The organism is Streptomyces sp. T39, from assembly GCF_008042045.1.
Classification (GTDB): domain Bacteria; phylum Actinomycetota; class Actinomycetes; order Streptomycetales; family Streptomycetaceae; genus Streptomyces.
Genome location: NZ_RDBP01000037.1, coordinates 676,252 through 690,849 on the forward strand (window position 1 = coordinate 676,252; position 14,598 = coordinate 690,849).

The window sequence follows — 14,598 nt, forward strand, 5'->3', positions numbered from 1 at the left end:
GGGGCGGGGTGGAGCCGGCGGGGGTGAAGGTCCAGTGCTTGCTCTTCACGGAGTCGCAGGAGTTCTGCTGGACCAGGGCGCCGGACGCGGTCGAGCCGTCCTTGACGTTGAGGCACTTGCCCCCGTTGCCGTTGACGACCTGGAAGCCGCCGCCGGTCTCGGTGAGCTTCCACACCTGCGTCGCGGTGCCGGAGCAGGACTGCTGCTCGACCGGCTTGCCCGCGCTGGTGGACGCGTCGCGGACGCCGGCGCACTTGCCGCTGTGGCCCGCGGTCAGCGTGTAGCCGCCGCCGGACGCGCTGAGCGTCCAGGTCTGCTCGGCCGCCCCGTTGCACGACGACTGTGCCAGCTGGACCCCGTTCCCGGTGCCGGCGCCCGGCACCTGGAGACACAGTCCGCTGCCGACGTTCTTCAGGCTGTACGAGCCCGGTGCAGGAGCGGCCGAGGCCGAGGTGGCCGTGGCGAGGGCGGCGATGCCGACGGCGATGACCGAGCCGGCTGTGGCGAAAACGGCCGCTGTGCGGCCCCTCACCCTTCTGACATGCTTGTTCTTGGTGCGCACAAGGATTCCTTTCCTCGCCTGCGACCCAGTGGCAGACGTCGGCGGGGGTGCTGGTGCGGTGCGGTGGCGGTCCCGCAGCCCAACGCGCGAGGAACCATGGTTCTGGACTGCGTTCTCATATATGAACATCGCAGAACGTAGAGCCACCACGCCCCCGGGTCAAGGCCCGCGGCAGCGAAACGAAAAAATCCCCACAGCCGAAGCTGTGGGGATCTCTCTGGTGTCCGAGGGGGGACTTGAACCCCCACGCCCGATAAAGGGCACTAGCACCTCAAGCTAGCGCGTCTGCCATTCCGCCACCCGGACAAGGTGTCTGTCTCGCGGCCCCGGGCCGTTCCGACGTGGAAAACCATAGCAAACATTCGGCCCTGCCCGATCACACCCCCGGCCGCCGTGAACACCGTGCGACGGCCTGGAGCCGCCCTTGGGCAACGGGGTGCGATGGCGAGAGGATGAAGGGAGGACCACCAGCAGCGACATCGGGAGGAATCAGCGTGAGCGAGTCCCATGCGGCCAGGACCGTCTCCGGGGAGGACGAGGTCGTCGACCTCTGCAGCGAGCTGATCCGGATCGACACCAGCAACTACGGCGACCACTCGGGCCCCGGCGAGCGCGCCGCCGCCGAATACGTCGCCGCGAAGCTCGCCGAGGTGGGCCTCGAACCGCGGATCATCGAGTCCCACAAGGGCCGCGCCTCCACCGTGGCCCGGATCGAGGGCGAGGACCCGTCCCGGCCCGCGCTGCTCATCCACGGGCACACCGACGTCGTCCCGGCCAACGCGGAGGACTGGACCCACCACCCGTTCTCCGGCGAGATCGCCGACGGCTGCGTGTGGGGCCGCGGCGCCGTGGACATGAAGGACATGGACGCGATGACCCTCGCCGTCGTCCGTGACCGGCTGCGCAGCGGGCGCAAGCCCCCGCGCGACATCGTGCTCGCCTTCCTCGCGGACGAGGAGGCGGGCGGCACCTACGGCGCCCGGTACCTCGTCGACAAGCACCCCGACCTCTTCGAAGGCGTGACCGAGGCCATCGGCGAGGTCGGGGGGTTCTCGTTCACCGTCAACGAGAACCTGCGCCTGTACCTCGTCGAGACCGCCCAGAAGGGCATGCACTGGATGCGGCTCACGGTCGACGGCACCGCCGGCCACGGCTCGATGACCAACAACGACAACGCGATCACCGAACTGTGCGAGGCGGTGGGCCGTCTCGGCCGCCACACCTGGCCGGTCAGGGTCACCAAGACCGTGCGCTCGTTCCTGGACGAGCTCTCCGACGCCCTCGGCACCCCCCTCGACCCCGAGGACATGGACGCCACCCTCGCCAAGCTCGGCGGCATCGCCAAGATGGTCGGCGCGACGCTCCGGAACTCCGCCGCCCCCACCATGCTCGGCGCGGGCTACAAGGTGAACGTCATCCCCGGCCAGGCGACCGCCCACGTCGACGGGCGCTTCCTGCCCGGTTACGAGCAGGAGTTCCTGGCCGACCTCGACCGGCTGCTCGGACCCCGGGTCCGGCGTGAGGACGTGCACGGCGACAAGGCCCTGGAGACCAGCTTCGACGGCGCGCTCGTCGACGCCATGCAGAGCGCGCTCAAGGCCGAGGACCCCATCGCCCGGGCGGTGCCGTACATGCTCTCCGGCGGCACCGACGCCAAGTCCTTCGACGACCTCGGCATCCGCTGCTTCGGCTTCGCGCCACTCAAGCTGCCCCCGGAGCTGGACTTCGCCGGCATGTTCCACGGCGTGGACGAGCGGGTCCCGGTCGACGGCCTGACCTTCGGCGTGCGCGTCCTCGACCGGTTCATCGACCAGTGCTGAACCGCCGCGCGCCGCGGGCGGACGGATCGGCCGCCAATCGACCGTCTGTCCCCGGCCCACCGGAAAGAGTGAATGGGGGTTTCGGCTCGTAGCCCCCGTGCGCCCTCCTCGTTACAGGTGGTGCGGTCCGCGGCTGGGACCGCTTGTGCCAACTAGGAGGAATAATGATCAAGAAGGTCGTCGCTGCTGCGGCTGCCACCGGTGGTCTGGTGCTCGCCGGCGCGGGTGTGGCCATGGCCGACGCCGGCGCCCAGGGTGCCGCTGTCGGTTCCCCCGGCGTGCTCTCGGGCAACGTCGTCCAGGCGCCGATCCACATCCCGGTGAACGTGTGCGGCAACACGGTCAACGTGATCGGCCTGCTGAACCCCGCCTTCGGCAACACCTGCGTCAACGCCTGACGTTCATGTGACGTGGTGACCCGGCCCCCAGGGACCGGGTCCGAATCCGGGCGGTTCCGGAGTGCGTGCCATGCACTCCGGGGCCGCCCGGTTCTTCCTTTCCCCGGGCAGTGGGCCGGGGCAACCTGACAGCTGGAAGGCAGGGCATCACACATGCGACAGGTCACGCGGAAGGGCCTCATCTCCGTCGCGGCAGCGGGCGGAGTCATCGCGCTCGGCGGGGGGTACGCGCAGGCGGACTCGCTGGCGGCCGGCGGAGCGTCGAACTCCCCGGGCGTACTGTCCGGGAACTCGGTGCAGGCGCCCGTCCACATCCCCGTGAACGCCTGCGGCAACACCGTGGACGTCGTGGGGCTCCTCAACCCCGCCATGGGCAACACGTGCGCCAACGTGTCCGGGTCGGGCGGCGGCTCGCAGCACGGCGGTGGCTCGCACGGCGGCGGTTCGCAGCACGGCGGTGGCCAGGGCGGCGGCTCGCAGCACGGCGGCGGTTCGCACGCCGGGGGCGGCTCGCACGCGGGAGGTGGCACCAGCAATTCGCCCGGTGTCGGCTCGGGCAACAACGTGCAGGCCCCGGTCGACGTACCGGTCAACGCCTGTGGGAACAGCATCACCATCGGCGGCCTGCTGAACCCCTCGTTCGGCAACGACTGTGCGAACGCTCCCGAGGTCCCGCACACCCCCGAGGTCCCGCAGACCCCCGAGCAGCCGAAGCCCGAGCAGCCGAAGCCCGAGCAGCCGCGGACGCCCCACACCCCGGGCGCCTGGCAGGAGCCGAACACCCCCGGTGCGCAGACGGTCACGCCGCCCCAGGGCGACGACCGGCTCGCGGCGACCGGCATGGACGCGCTCGACGTCCTCGCCCCCGCGGGCGTGGGACTGCTGCTGGCCGGTGCGGTGCTCTACCGCCGCGCACGCGCGGCCGCGTAGCGGGCCCGGCGCACGTCACCCGCACGGCGTGCGTACGCCGGGGAGCGGGCCCCCTCGACGAGGGTCCGCTCCCCGGCGTCGGCGATCACCAGGTGGCGCGTACCTGGCGGATGATCCGCCGGCGCAGACGCACCCGGCGGCTTCCGTCCCGGTGCAGCGTCAGTCGGTCCAACTCCCAGTGTCCGTACTCGGCGTGGTCGGTCAGCAGTCGTGTCGCCTCCTTGCGGGAGACCCCGCGCGGCACGTACACGTCGACAAATTCGTATTCCGGCATCGCATCTATTGTGCGGGCACCGGCCCGGTACGGATAGCGTCTGCACTATGTCTGATGCTGCGCAGCCCACCGCTGCCGAGGTACGTGCCGCCGCCGAGGCGGTCAAAGCCGCACTGGACCGTCACCTGGAGGCGGTCGAGAACCGCTCGGGCGAGGACGACCCGGCCGTCTACGAGGCCTTCAACGCCCTCGCCGCGGCGGCGGAGGCCTACGACGAGAGGCTCTACGACCGCTACGACGAGGTGACCCCCTTCGAGATCCCCGGCGCGGACGACTCCCTGCCGCCGTACGCGGGACCGGAGGAACCGAACGCGCTCAGCGTGCTGATCCGGCGCGACTACGCCGTGGTCGAGCCGCAGCGGCTGCTCGCCCAGACGCAGCGCATCGCCGACCTCGACCGGGGCGCGCAGGAGCGCCCGGGGAGTGCGCCGGTGGTGGGCGCCAGCGTCCACGCGGCGCTCGGTGTCCTCTTCGGTGAGTACGAACCGGACGAGATCGCCTCCCGGCACAAGGAGTTCGGCCTGGAGGAGGGCGACTCGACGCTGTGGGTGTCCGCCGCGGACGAGCTGCCCGAGCCGGGGGAGTGGCTGAGCATGCCCTTCGACCAGGCGGACCCCCAGCGCGTGGTCTGCCGCTTCGACGTCAGCTCCGTCTTCGACGAGGACGACCTCGGGGACTTCGAGGAGACCGGCGACCTGGAGGAATGACCTGAGGTGACACCTCGTCGCCGGGAGTGACGCCGGACACGGCGGCCCGGTACGAGGGGGACCGTCCCGGCACGGCCCCGGTCCCGGGAGCGGCGTCACGCCGCCCCCGGGCCGGGGCCGTCCCGTGTGCCCGGGATCACCCCGCGTCGGCCAGCAGACCTTCCAGCAGTCCGCGCAGCCGGGTGGTGCGCGGCTCTCCCGGCATCTCGGCCACGGCACGGGCGAGAGCCTGGTCGACGCCGTGGACCACCGAGACGTGCCGCTCGCCCCGGCCGAACGCCGTGTACACCCAGGGCCTGCTCAGCCCCTGCGCGGCGTCGCCCGGCAGCACGACGACGACCGCGGGCCAGCGCGTCCCGGCCGCCTGATGGGCCGTCACCGCCCAGCCGTGCCGCACCGCCTGCTCCACCCGCGCCCGGGGGACCAGCGTGCGGGTCCCGTCGCAGTCCAGGTGCAGGCCGTCGGCGTCGGCGGACACCACCGTGCCCGTCACCGTCCGGCCCAGTCCCTGCGCGTAGGCCACGCGGTCGCCCGGGTCGAAGCCGCCGAAGCGGCCGGGGCCCGGATTGAGCCGCTGCTTCAGCGCGGTGTTGAGCGCCCGGGTGCCGGCGGAGCCGCCGTGCCCCACGGTGATCACCTGCGTCTGCCCGGACGGTACGCCGATGGCCCGGGGCACCGAGTCGGCCACGAGCTGCACCGCCCGGTGCACCGCCTCCCCGGCGTCCCGCACCGGCACGATGACGATCTCCTTGCCGGGCGCCTCGACCTGGTTCAGCTCCCCGATGCCGATCCCGGAGACCAGCTCGCCGAGGGGGCCCGGGTCCGGCGTCCGGGAGGCCACCTGCGGGCACACCCGGGCGGCGAGCAGGTCCCCGAGGACCTGCCCGGCGCCCGCGGACGGGAGCACCCCCGGGTCGCCGCCGAGCACCAGGCGGCTGCCGTCCGGCATCGACTCCACCAGCACGGCCGCCGTCTCCACGTCCAGCTGCGGTGCGTCCAGCACCACCAGCAGGTCCAGGGCGAGCGCCCCGTCCTCGTCGCGCCCCGGACCGGCCGAGCCGTCCAGCAGCGCCGCGACGGTGACGGCCTCGGCCTGCGGGCCGAGCCTGCGGATCCCGTCGGCGCCGTGCACGGCCACCAGGGCGCGCATGCCGCGCGCGCGGGCTCCGGCCGCCAGGGCGGCCGGCTCGGCGCGCGCCGCCTCGCCGCCGGTGTGCACCACGACGCCGTGGGCGCCGGCGGCCCGCACCAGCTCGGTGCCCTCCCACTCCTCGGCCGTACAGGTCCGGATCAGCCGGGCCAGACCGTCCGCGAGACTCTCCTCCGCCATCGCGTACCGGTCGAGGCCCAGCAGCACCGTCACCGGGGCGGCGTCCTCCCCCTCCGTGCCCTCCCCGGCCTCCCCGGTCGGCCCCAGTCCCTCCTGGAAGACGAGCGCGACGCCCGACTCGACCGCCTGCTGCACGGCCTTGTCCGGGTCGGGCACCTGCCGCGCGGCCAGCGCCGCACGCACGTCGGAGGCGTCCTGTGCGGTGTCTCCCCGGAGGGCGGCCCGCTCCAGCACCCAGCCCACCAGCGCCGCCGCCCGCCGCTCGTCGTCCGGCCCGCACTCCTGACCCAGCAGGGCCCGCGCGAATCCGTCCGCCTGCTCGGGCCGCACGCCGGGCACGGCGAGCAGCTGCCACGGGTCCTCGGCGAGCCGGTCCCCGGCCGTCTCGCCGAGCGCGTCGACGACCTGTCCGGCGAGGGCCTCCGGGGCCCCGCCCCGGCCGAGCACCGACCGCACCGCCTCCAGCGTCTCCGGCGCCGCCTCGCGGGCCGGCGTGGGAGCCGCCGCCCTCACGGGGGCGGGGCTCAGCGGCACGGCCGCCGATCTGCTCGCCGCCGTGCGCGCCGTCGAGGGCGGTGCTCGGCCGGGGCGGGGGCCCGGGGTGTGCTCGGCCGGGGCGGGGGCCCGGGGTGCGCGCGGTCACAGCGTGCTCCAGTCCTGGTCGGGATAGCGGTGCACGGGCGCCGAGACATCGTCCAGCGCCCGGCGGATCTCGTCAGGAAGACTAAGCGCCTCCACCGACAACGCCGCCATGAGCTGCTGCGCGTTGCGCGCGCCGACGATCGGGGCCACCACCCCCGGCCGGTCGCGCACCCAGGCGAGCGCCACCTCCTGCGGGGTGGCCGCCAGACCGTCCGCCGCCGTCGCCACGGCGTCCACGATCCTGCTCGCGTCCTCGTCCAGGTACGGCTCGACGAACGGCGCCATGTGGTCGGACGCCCCCCGCGACCCGGTCGGCACGCCCGAGCGGTACTTGCCGGTCAGCACGCCTCTCCCCAGCGGGGAGGACGGGAGCAGGCCCACCCCCAGGTCCAGCGCCGCGGGCAGCACCTCGCGCTCGACGCCCCGCTGGAGCAGCGAGTACTCCATCTGCGTGCTCGCCAGCCGGGTCCGCGTGCCCGGCGCCGCGAGCTGCCAGGTCGCCGCCTTGGCAAGCTGCCAGCCGCAGAAGTTCGACACGCCGGCGTACCGCGCCCGCCCGCTGGCGACCGCGATGTCGAGCGCCTGGAGCGTCTCGTCCAGCGGGGTGTCCGGATCGAAGGCGTGGACCTGCCACAGGTCCACGTGGTCCGTCCCGAGGCGCGCCAGCGACGCGTCCAGCGCGGCGAGCAGATGCCCGCGCGACCCGTCGAACCGCCGGTCGGGGTCGCGCACGCTGCCGGCCTTGGTCGCGATGACGAGATCCTGGCGGGGCACCAGCCGCTCCACCAGCTGGCCGAGCACGTATTCGGCCTCCCCGCCGCTGTAGACGTCGGCGGTGTCGACGAGCGTCCCGCCCGCCTCCCAGAACGCCTTCAACTGCTCGGCCGCGTCGTGCTCGTCGGTGTCCCGGCCCCAGGTCAGGGTGCCGAGCCCGATCCGGGACACGCGCAGGCCGGTACGGCCGAGATGCCTCTGCTCCATGGGCGCTGAGATTACTGGCCGGGGGCACACGCGGAGAGAGGCTGTGGACAACCTTCCCCTGCCGCTCGCGCCCGCCCCGCGCTAGAGTCGCCGGAAAGGGACGTTACTGATCAGTAAGAGGGAGCGCTCATGCGGCTCGGCATCAACCTCGGTTACTGGGGTGCGGGGATGGACGGCGACAACCTCGCCGTCGCGCAGGAGGCCGACAGGCTCGGCTACGACGTCTGCTGGGCCGCGGAGGCGTACGGCTCCGACGCGCCCACCGTGCTCAGCTGGGTCGCCGCCCAGACCGAGCGGATCGACGTCGGTTCCGCGATCCTCCAGATCCCGGCGCGCCAGCCCGCCATGACGGCCATGACGGCGGCCACGCTCGACTCGCTGTCCGGCGGCCGTTTCCGCCTCGGCCTCGGCGTCTCCGGCCCCCAGGTCTCGGAGGGCTGGTACGGCGTCAAGTTCGACAAGCCCCTCGCCCGCACCCGCGAGTACGTCGAGATCGTCCGCAAGGCGATGACCCGCGAGCGGCTGTCCTACGAGGGCGAGCACTGGACGCTGCCGCTGCCGGACGGCCCCGGCAAGCCGATCAAGCTCACCGTGCACCCGCAGCGCGAGCACATCCCGCTCTACATCGCGGCCATCGGACCGAAGAACCTGGAGCAGACCGGCGAGATCGCCGACGGCGCCCTGCTGATCTTCCCCTCCGCCGAGCACTTGGAGGACACCGCGATCCGCCACATCCGCGCGGGCCGGGAGAAGGCCGGCCTGACGACGGAGGGCTTCGACGTCTGCCCGACCCTGCCGCTCGCCGTCGGCGACGACGTCCCCGGTCTCGCGGACATGTTCCGCCCGTACACCGCGCTGTACGTGGGCGGCATGGGCAGCCGCAAGCAGAACTTCTACAACCAGCTCGCCCAGCGCATGGGATACGAGAAGGAGGCCGCCGAGATCCAGGACAAGTACCTGGACGGCGACAAGGCGGGAGCCGCCGCGGCCGTCCCGCACCAGCTGATCGACCAGACCGCGCTGCTCGGGCCGGTGGCCCGGATCGCCGACCGGATGGCGGCCTACGCGGCGGCCGGGGTCACCACCCTCACCCTCGCCCCGGCGGGCTTCACCCTCGACGAGCGCCTGGCGGCCCTGCGCGCCGGCACCGAGGCCATGGAGCTCGCGGGCCTGGCCTGACAGGGCTCGAAGGACCAGCGCCCTCCGGGAAGGTCTGCGGCCGTGGTGGGGGCTCGGGGGTCTTCCCCGCCACGGCCGTCACGGGGTACAACGCGCGACGCCTCCGTCGGTTACTGCCCGGGCGCCACCTGGCACATCCCCCGTTCGGGTGAGCCGTTCCCCCTCCCGTGTTGCCCCGACCGGCGTCCCGCATTTGACTCGATGGCGGCGGACGCCTTGTAGGAGGTGGCAGACATGCTCTCGGCACGCAGCCTTTTCCAGGAGATCATCGACAGCGACGACAGCTACCGGCTGTTCTGTTCCATCGCGGCCAGCGGAGAGACGCAGGGGGGCTGGGAGAACGCCCGCATCGCCGCTCTCGTACCCGACGGCATGCGGGATCTCGCCCCCAAGATCACGCGGCACGGGGCCGACGAGGACAAGCACGGACGGATCTTCAACGGGCTGCTGCGCAAGCGGCACCTCGATCCCGTCCCGGTCCCGCCGGAGACCGACTACACGGCGCTGCTGGAACGGGAGGGCATCGGACTCGCGCACGACAAGCTGCGCGGGGACGAGCCGCTCACCGAGGAGGACATCGTCGTCTACCTGTCGCACAGCCGGGTCACCGAGCAGCGGGCCGCGGACCAGATGGAGATGCTGGTCACGAACTTCGGCGACCACCCCGAGGTCGGCAACGCGATCCGCCAGATCTCCGCCGACGAGGACAACCACCTGGCCTACTGCCACGAGGAGTTGCTCCGGCTCGCCGCCGAGGGGCACGGCCGCACCATCCAGCGCGTGCTGCGCGAGAGCGCCCTCACGGAGATCAGGGTCTACCGCGACGTCAGCCTTGCCGTCATGGGCCACATGGGCCGGCTGCTGCACTGGCCGAAGGCCAAGTCCGCCACGCTCGCCGCCGGCATCCACGCGATGTACGCGTACGAACGGCTCGGCGGCTGGCACCGCATGGTCTCCCTCACCATGCCCGAGCGCCGCGGCGCTCTCGACGGGCCGCCCACCCCGGCGCCCGCGTTCTGACGGCGGTACCCGCACGCCCCGGCACCGCGGCGGTCAGAGCCAGCCGCGGTGCTTGAACATCCGGTACAGGCCGAACACGGCGCCGGCCATCAGCAGCACCACCGCCGGGTAGGCCCACGGCCACCGCAGTTCGGGCATGTGGTCGAAGTTCATCCCGTAGACGCCGGCGACCATGGTGGGCACGGCGGCCATCGCCGCCCACGCCGAGATCTTGCGCATGTCGTCGTTCTGCCGCACCCCGGTCTGGGCGAGATGGGCGGACAGGATGTCGGAGACCAGCCGGTCGAGCCCCTCCACCTGCTCGTTGGCCCGGGTCAGGTGGTCGCTCACGTCCCGGAAGAACGGCTGCGAGTGCTCGTGCACGAACGGCACCCCGGTCCCCGTGAGCCGGGCCATCGGTGCCGCCAGCGGACCGGCCGCCCGGCGGAACTCCAGCACCTGCCGCTTGAAGGTGTAGATCCGGGCGGCCATGTTCCTGGTGTCCCGCGCCCCCGGCGCGAACACCTCCGTCTCCATCTCCTCCAGGTCCAGCTGGAGTTCGGCGGCGATCTCGATGTAGTGGTCGACCACCGCGTCGCTGATCGCGTACAGCACGGACGTCGGTCCGTGGCGCAGCACCGCGGGCTCGGCCTCCAGGCGCTGCCGCACGTCGTGCAGCGGGGCCCCCACGCCGTGGCGCACGGTCACCACGAACGAGTCCCCTATGAAGACCATCAGTTCACCGGCACTGACCGTGTCGCTGCGCGGCTCGTAGACCACGGGCTTGAGCACCACGAAGAGCGAGTCGTCGTAGACCTCCAGCTTGGGCCGCTGGTGGGCCTTCAGAGCGTCCTCGACCGCGAGGGGATGCAGTCCGAACTCCTCCGAGACATGCTCGAACTCCTCCTCCGTCGGCTCGTGCAGCCCGATCCAGAGGAACGCGTCCCCCGAGGCCCGGGCCTGCCCCAGGGCATCGGAGAAGTCCGACGGGCCCTCGGTGCGGCGTCCGTCGCGGTAGATGGCACAGTCCACGATCACGGCCAGCATCTTCCCTGAGGCCACGGTGCCCACACCACCCGTCGCGGGCCGTGAGACCGGGCTCACGGCCCGCGACGCGGACCCGGCCCACCATCGGGCGGCGGGGTCGTAGGCTTGCCGCCATGGCCACGCTGATCCTCGTACGGCACGGACGTTCCACCGCCAACACCGAGGGGGTGCTCGCCGGGTGGACGCCCGGTGTCCACCTCGACGAGCGGGGGAGCGCGCAGGCCGCGTCGCTGCCCGGCCGGCTCGCGCGGGTGCCCCTCGCGGCGGTCGTCAGCAGCCCGCTGGAGCGCTGCCGGGAGACCGTGGCGCCGCTGCTGGCCGCCCGTCCCGGGCTCACGCTGGAGACCGACGACCGCATCGGCGAATGCCACTACGGCGACTGGTCCGGGCGCAAGCTCGCCGAACTCGCCCAGGAACCGCTGATGGAAGTCGTCCAGCAGCATCCGTCGGCGGCCGTCTTCCCCGGCGGCGAGTCGATGCGCGCCATGCAGGCCAGGGCCGTCGACGCCGTCCGGGAGTGGAACGAGCGCGTCGACCGCGAGCACGGCGAGCACGCGGTCTTCCTGATGTGCTCGCACGGCGACATCATCAAGTCCCTGGTGGCGGACGCCCTCGGCATGCATCTCGACCTGTTCCAGCGCGTGCACGTCGAGCCGTGCTCGGTCACCGCGATCCGCTGGACCCGCACCCGCCCCTTCCTGCTGAGGCTGGGCGACACCGGCGACCTCGGATCCCTCGTGCCGCCCGAGCCGGACGAGGAGAGCCGGACCGAGGACCGGGGGCAGGGAGTCGTCGGAGGTGGCGCGGGCGCACCGTGATCGCTCGGCGCAGTAGGGTGGACGGGCCGCGGGCCGAAGGCCCGTGACGACGACCGGACGCCCACGGCCGACGCCCGCAGAGCACCACCGCCGGTTGTGCGGGCGAACGGTCCCGACGATCCGTCGAAGACCGATCCCAAGACCGATCCCAAGGGAGACAGGACGTGTCCCGTCAGGTGTTCCTCTACGACCCGCCGGAACGTTTCGTGGCCGGCACGGTCGGGTTGCCTGGACGCCGTACGTTCTTCCTGCAGGCTTCCGCCGCAGGCCGCGTCACCAGCGTCGCTCTGGAGAAGACCCAGGTCGCGGCACTCGCCGAGCGGATCGACGAGCTGCTCGACGAAGTCGTGCGCCGCACCGGCGGCAACGCGCCCGTCCCGGCCGTCGCCCCGACCGAGGTCGGGGACACCGCCCCGCTCGACAACCCGGTCGAGGAGGAGTTCCGGGTCGGCACCATGGCGCTGGCCTGGGACGGCGAGGAACAGCGCATGATCGTCGAGGCGCAGGCGCTCGTCGAACTCGACGCGGACTCCGAGGAGGACCTCGCCGAGGCCGAGGAGCGGCTGCTCCAGGACGAGGAGAACGGCCCGCCGATGCTCCGCGTGCGGCTCACCGGCGCCCAGGCGAGGGCATTCGCCAAGCGGGCCCTCGACGTGGTGAACGCCGGCCGTCCGCCCTGCCCGCTGTGCAGCCTGCCGCTCGACCCGGAAGGACACGTATGCCCGCGCCAGAACGGATACCGACGGGGAGCGTGAGCACGGCCGATGCGCTCACCCTGCTCACCGAGGGCGAGCTGACCGTCCTGGGCCAGGTCCGTGAGGCGTCCAACGCGGTGCTGTACTGCACCGTCTCCCTCGACGGGGCCGAGGGGCACTGCGTCTGGAAACCCGTCGCCGGCGAACGCCCGCTGTGGGACTTCCCCGACGGCACCCTCGCCCAGCGCGAGGTCGCCGCGTACGAGCTGTCCGAGGCGACGGGATGGGGCCTGGTGCCGCCCACGGTGCTGCGCGAGGGGCCGTACGGGCAGGGCATGGCGCAGCTGTGGGTCGAGGCGGACCCCGCCGCCGAGCTGCTCGCCCTCGTCGACGGGCCCGAGCCGGGCGACGGCTGGAAGGCGGTCGGCCTCGCCGAGGTGGGGGAGGGCCGCACCGCGCTGCTCGTCCACGCCGACGACCCGCGCCTGCGGCGGCTCGCCGTGCTCGACGCGGTGATCAACAACGGGGACCGCAAGGGGGGCCACCTGCTGCCCACGGCCGACGGCACGCTCTACGCGATCGACCACGGCGTCACCTTCAACACCGACGACAAGCTGCGCACGCTGCTGTGGGGGTGGGCGGGGGAGCCGCTGACCGGTGAGGCGACCGAGGCGCTGACGGCGATGACCGGTGTCCTCGCCGAGGGCGCGCCGCTCACCACCCGTCTGGCCCAACTGCTCACGGCCGCCGAGATCACCGCCCTGCGCGCCAGGGTCGCGGCGCTGCTGCGGTCCGGCACCCACCCCGAACCGTCGGGGGAGTGGCCCGCGATCCCCTGGCCGCCGGTCTAGAGGCTCTCCTGCGGGGACGGGAGCGTTCCAGCACAGACGGTCCGTCCGCGCAAGAACGCCCAACCGGCCAAGAGCAGTGATCCGGTTCGTATCCGGAACATGCGTCCGGTTAGGCTCCTTGCATGCATGCCTGGCCCGCTTCCGAGGTCCCCGCCCTGCCCGGCAAGGGCCGCGACCTCAGGATCCACGACACCGCGACCGGCGGTCCCCTGACCCTCGACCCCGGTCCCGTCGCCCGTATCTACGTCTGCGGCATCACGCCGTACGACGCGACCCACATGGGTCACGCGGCGACCTACAACGCGTTCGACCTCGTGCAGCGCGTGTGGCTCGACACCAAGCGGCAGGTCCACTACGTCCAGAACGTGACGGACGTCGACGATCCGCTGCTGGAGCGCGCGATCCGCGACGGCCACGACTGGACCGCGCTCGCCGAGCGGGAGACCGCCCTCTTCCGCGAGGACATGACCGCCCTGCGGATGCTCCCGCCGCAGCACTACATCGGGGCCGTGGAGGCGATACCCGGCATCGTGCCGCTCGTCGAGCGGCTGCGGGACGCCGGCGCCGCCTACGAGCTCGAGGGCGACGTCTACTTCTCGGTGGAGTCCGACCCGCACTTCGGGCAGGTCTCCCACCTGGACGCCGAGGCCATGCGGCTGCTCTCCGCCGAACGCGGCGGCGACCCCGAGCGGCCCGGCAAGAAGAACCCGCTGGACCCGATGCTGTGGATGGCCGCCCGCGAGGGCGAGCCCAGCTGGGACGGCGCGAGTCTCGGACGGGGCCGCCCCGGCTGGCACATCGAGTGCGTCGCCATCGCGCTGGACCACCTCGGCATGGGCTTCGACGTCCAGGGCGGCGGCTCGGACCTGGTCTTCCCCCACCACGAGATGGGTGCCTCCCACGCCCAGGCGCTGACCGGCGAGCACCCCTTCGCCAAGGCGTACGTGCACGCGGGCATGGTCGCCCTCGACGGCGAGAAGATGTCCAAGTCCAAGGGCAACCTGGTCTTCGTCTCCGCACTGCGCAGGGAGGGCGTCGACCCTGCCGCGATCCGGCTCGCCCTGCTCGCGCACCACTACCGGGCCGACTGGGAGTGGACCGACGACGTGCTGCGCGAGGCCGTGGAGCGTCTCGGACGCTGGCGGGCCGCCGTGTCCCGGCCCGACGGGCCGTCCGCGGACGCCCTCGTCGACGAGATCCGCGAGGCCCTCGCCGACGACCTCGACGCCCCCGCGGCGCTCGCCGCCGTCGACCGCTGGGCCGCGCTGCAGAGCGCGCAGGGCGGGAGCGACGAAGGCGCGCCCGGGCTGGCCTCCCGGGCCGTGGACGCGCTCCTCGGCGTGGCACTCTGACCCGGCGTCCCCG

The 14,598-nt window shown here is 72.9% G+C and carries 15 protein-coding genes and 1 tRNA gene; 10 read left to right on the plus strand and 6 right to left on the minus strand.

Annotated features, from left to right (window positions below):
- Together EAO77_RS25540 and EAO77_RS25545 are read right to left on the minus strand one after the other, a co-directional pair.
- The coding region (locus EAO77_RS25540) for an RICIN domain-containing protein (protein ID WP_261994139.1) at nucleotides 1-562 on the minus strand (562 nt) is incomplete at its 3' end.
- A gap of 218 nt (nucleotides 563-780) precedes the next feature.
- Nucleotides 781-868, minus strand: a tRNA-Leu gene (locus EAO77_RS25545).
- A gap of 188 nt (nucleotides 869-1,056) precedes the next feature.
- On the opposite strand from EAO77_RS25545, the gene EAO77_RS25550 reads away from it, so the two are divergent.
- The 3 genes from EAO77_RS25550 to EAO77_RS41075 all read left to right on the plus strand — a co-directional run bounded on the left by EAO77_RS25550 (nucleotide 1,057) and on the right by EAO77_RS41075 (nucleotide 3,710).
- Nucleotides 1,057-2,382: a M20/M25/M40 family metallo-hydrolase gene (locus EAO77_RS25550; protein WP_147990617.1), complete on the plus strand. Its 1,326-nt coding sequence runs from the start codon at nucleotides 1,057-1,059 to the stop codon at nucleotides 2,380-2,382.
- A gap of 164 nt (nucleotides 2,383-2,546) precedes the next feature.
- Nucleotides 2,547-2,780, plus strand: a complete 234-nt coding sequence (locus EAO77_RS25555) for a chaplin (protein ID WP_147990618.1) — start codon at nucleotides 2,547-2,549, stop codon at nucleotides 2,778-2,780.
- 153 nt (nucleotides 2,781-2,933) lie between these two features.
- A complete protein-coding gene (locus tag EAO77_RS41075; protein WP_147990619.1) occupies nucleotides 2,934-3,710 on the plus strand; it encodes a chaplin in 777 nt (258 codons plus the stop codon).
- 85 nt (nucleotides 3,711-3,795) lie between these two features.
- Here the strand turns inward: EAO77_RS41075 and EAO77_RS25565 are convergent, their stop codons facing one another.
- Nucleotides 3,796-3,984: a DUF5703 family protein gene (locus EAO77_RS25565; protein ID WP_100106356.1), complete on the minus strand. Its 189-nt coding sequence runs from the start codon at nucleotides 3,982-3,984 to the stop codon at nucleotides 3,796-3,798.
- 47 nt (nucleotides 3,985-4,031) lie between these two features.
- Between EAO77_RS25565 and EAO77_RS25570 the strand changes: the two genes are divergently transcribed.
- Entirely contained in the window at nucleotides 4,032-4,691 is a 660-nt protein-coding gene (locus EAO77_RS25570) for a hypothetical protein (protein ID WP_147990620.1), read from the plus strand.
- A gap of 136 nt (nucleotides 4,692-4,827) precedes the next feature.
- Here EAO77_RS25570 and EAO77_RS25575 read toward each other — a convergent pair whose 3' ends face one another.
- Both EAO77_RS25575 and EAO77_RS25580 read right to left on the minus strand, forming a co-directional pair.
- Nucleotides 4,828-6,555, minus strand: a complete 1,728-nt coding sequence (locus tag EAO77_RS25575) for a helix-hairpin-helix domain-containing protein (RefSeq protein ID WP_410088717.1) — start codon at nucleotides 6,553-6,555, stop codon at nucleotides 4,828-4,830.
- A 105-nt stretch (nucleotides 6,556-6,660) separates the two neighbouring features.
- Nucleotides 6,661-7,644: an aldo/keto reductase gene (locus EAO77_RS25580; RefSeq protein ID WP_147990621.1), complete on the minus strand. Its 984-nt coding sequence runs from the start codon at nucleotides 7,642-7,644 to the stop codon at nucleotides 6,661-6,663.
- Between the two features lie 129 nt (nucleotides 7,645-7,773).
- Here EAO77_RS25580 and EAO77_RS25585 point away from each other — a divergent pair, with 129 nt between their 5' ends.
- Nucleotides 7,774-8,823: an LLM class F420-dependent oxidoreductase gene (locus EAO77_RS25585; protein WP_147990622.1), complete on the plus strand. Its 1,050-nt coding sequence runs from the start codon at nucleotides 7,774-7,776 to the stop codon at nucleotides 8,821-8,823.
- Nucleotides 8,824-9,057: 234 nt separating this feature from the next.
- Nucleotides 9,058-9,843 (plus strand): ferritin-like domain-containing protein, encoded by a 786-nt coding sequence (locus tag EAO77_RS25590; protein ID WP_147990623.1) that lies wholly within the window; start codon nucleotides 9,058-9,060, stop codon nucleotides 9,841-9,843.
- A gap of 33 nt (nucleotides 9,844-9,876) precedes the next feature.
- Here the strand turns inward: EAO77_RS25590 and corA are convergent, their stop codons facing one another.
- Complete coding sequence (corA, locus tag EAO77_RS25595) at nucleotides 9,877-10,869, minus strand: magnesium/cobalt transporter CorA (RefSeq protein ID WP_147991029.1); 993 nt, start codon at nucleotides 10,867-10,869, stop codon at nucleotides 9,877-9,879.
- 113 nt (nucleotides 10,870-10,982) lie between these two features.
- Here corA and EAO77_RS25600 point away from each other — a divergent pair, with 113 nt between their 5' ends.
- The 4 genes from EAO77_RS25600 to mshC all read left to right on the plus strand — a co-directional run bounded on the left by EAO77_RS25600 (nucleotide 10,983) and on the right by mshC (nucleotide 14,585).
- The gene (locus EAO77_RS25600) at nucleotides 10,983-11,687 is read left to right on the plus strand and encodes a histidine phosphatase family protein (RefSeq protein WP_147990624.1); all 705 of its coding nucleotides are present in this window, start codon (nucleotides 10,983-10,985) and stop codon (nucleotides 11,685-11,687) included.
- A 164-nt stretch (nucleotides 11,688-11,851) separates the two neighbouring features.
- The gene (locus tag EAO77_RS25605) at nucleotides 11,852-12,442 is read left to right on the plus strand and encodes a DUF3090 domain-containing protein (RefSeq protein WP_147990625.1); all 591 of its coding nucleotides are present in this window, start codon (nucleotides 11,852-11,854) and stop codon (nucleotides 12,440-12,442) included.
- Entirely contained in the window at nucleotides 12,406-13,233 is an 828-nt protein-coding gene (locus EAO77_RS25610; RefSeq protein WP_147990626.1) for an SCO1664 family protein, read from the plus strand. Before EAO77_RS25605 ends, EAO77_RS25610 begins: the two co-directional genes overlap by 37 nt.
- A gap of 122 nt (nucleotides 13,234-13,355) precedes the next feature.
- Complete coding sequence (gene mshC, locus EAO77_RS25615; protein WP_147990627.1) at nucleotides 13,356-14,585, plus strand: cysteine--1-D-myo-inosityl 2-amino-2-deoxy-alpha-D-glucopyranoside ligase; 1,230 nt, start codon at nucleotides 13,356-13,358, stop codon at nucleotides 14,583-14,585.
- The last annotated feature ends 13 nt before the right edge of the window (nucleotides 14,586-14,598 follow it).

Coding starts and splice junctions, on each gene's coding strand:
- EAO77_RS25555 (WP_147990618.1), top strand. CDS start 2,547: ATGATCAAGAAGGTCGTCGCTGCTGCGGCTGCCACCGGTGGTCTGGTG.
- EAO77_RS41075 (WP_147990619.1), top strand. CDS start 2,934: ATGCGACAGGTCACGCGGAAGGGCCTCATCTCCGTCGCGGCAGCGGGC.
- EAO77_RS25565 (WP_100106356.1), bottom strand. CDS start 3,984: ATGCCGGAATACGAATTTGTCGACGTGTACGTGCCGCGCGGGGTCTCC.
- EAO77_RS25570 (WP_147990620.1), top strand. CDS start 4,032: ATGTCTGATGCTGCGCAGCCCACCGCTGCCGAGGTACGTGCCGCCGCC.
- EAO77_RS25580 (WP_147990621.1), bottom strand. CDS start 7,644: ATGGAGCAGAGGCATCTCGGCCGTACCGGCCTGCGCGTGTCCCGGATC.
- EAO77_RS25585 (WP_147990622.1), top strand. CDS start 7,774: ATGCGGCTCGGCATCAACCTCGGTTACTGGGGTGCGGGGATGGACGGC.
- EAO77_RS25590 (WP_147990623.1), top strand. CDS start 9,058: ATGCTCTCGGCACGCAGCCTTTTCCAGGAGATCATCGACAGCGACGAC.
- corA (WP_147991029.1), bottom strand. CDS start 10,869: ATGCTGGCCGTGATCGTGGACTGTGCCATCTACCGCGACGGACGCCGC.
- EAO77_RS25600 (WP_147990624.1), top strand. CDS start 10,983: ATGGCCACGCTGATCCTCGTACGGCACGGACGTTCCACCGCCAACACC.
- EAO77_RS25610 (WP_147990626.1), top strand. CDS start 12,406: ATGCCCGCGCCAGAACGGATACCGACGGGGAGCGTGAGCACGGCCGAT.
- mshC (WP_147990627.1), top strand. CDS start 13,356: ATGCATGCCTGGCCCGCTTCCGAGGTCCCCGCCCTGCCCGGCAAGGGC.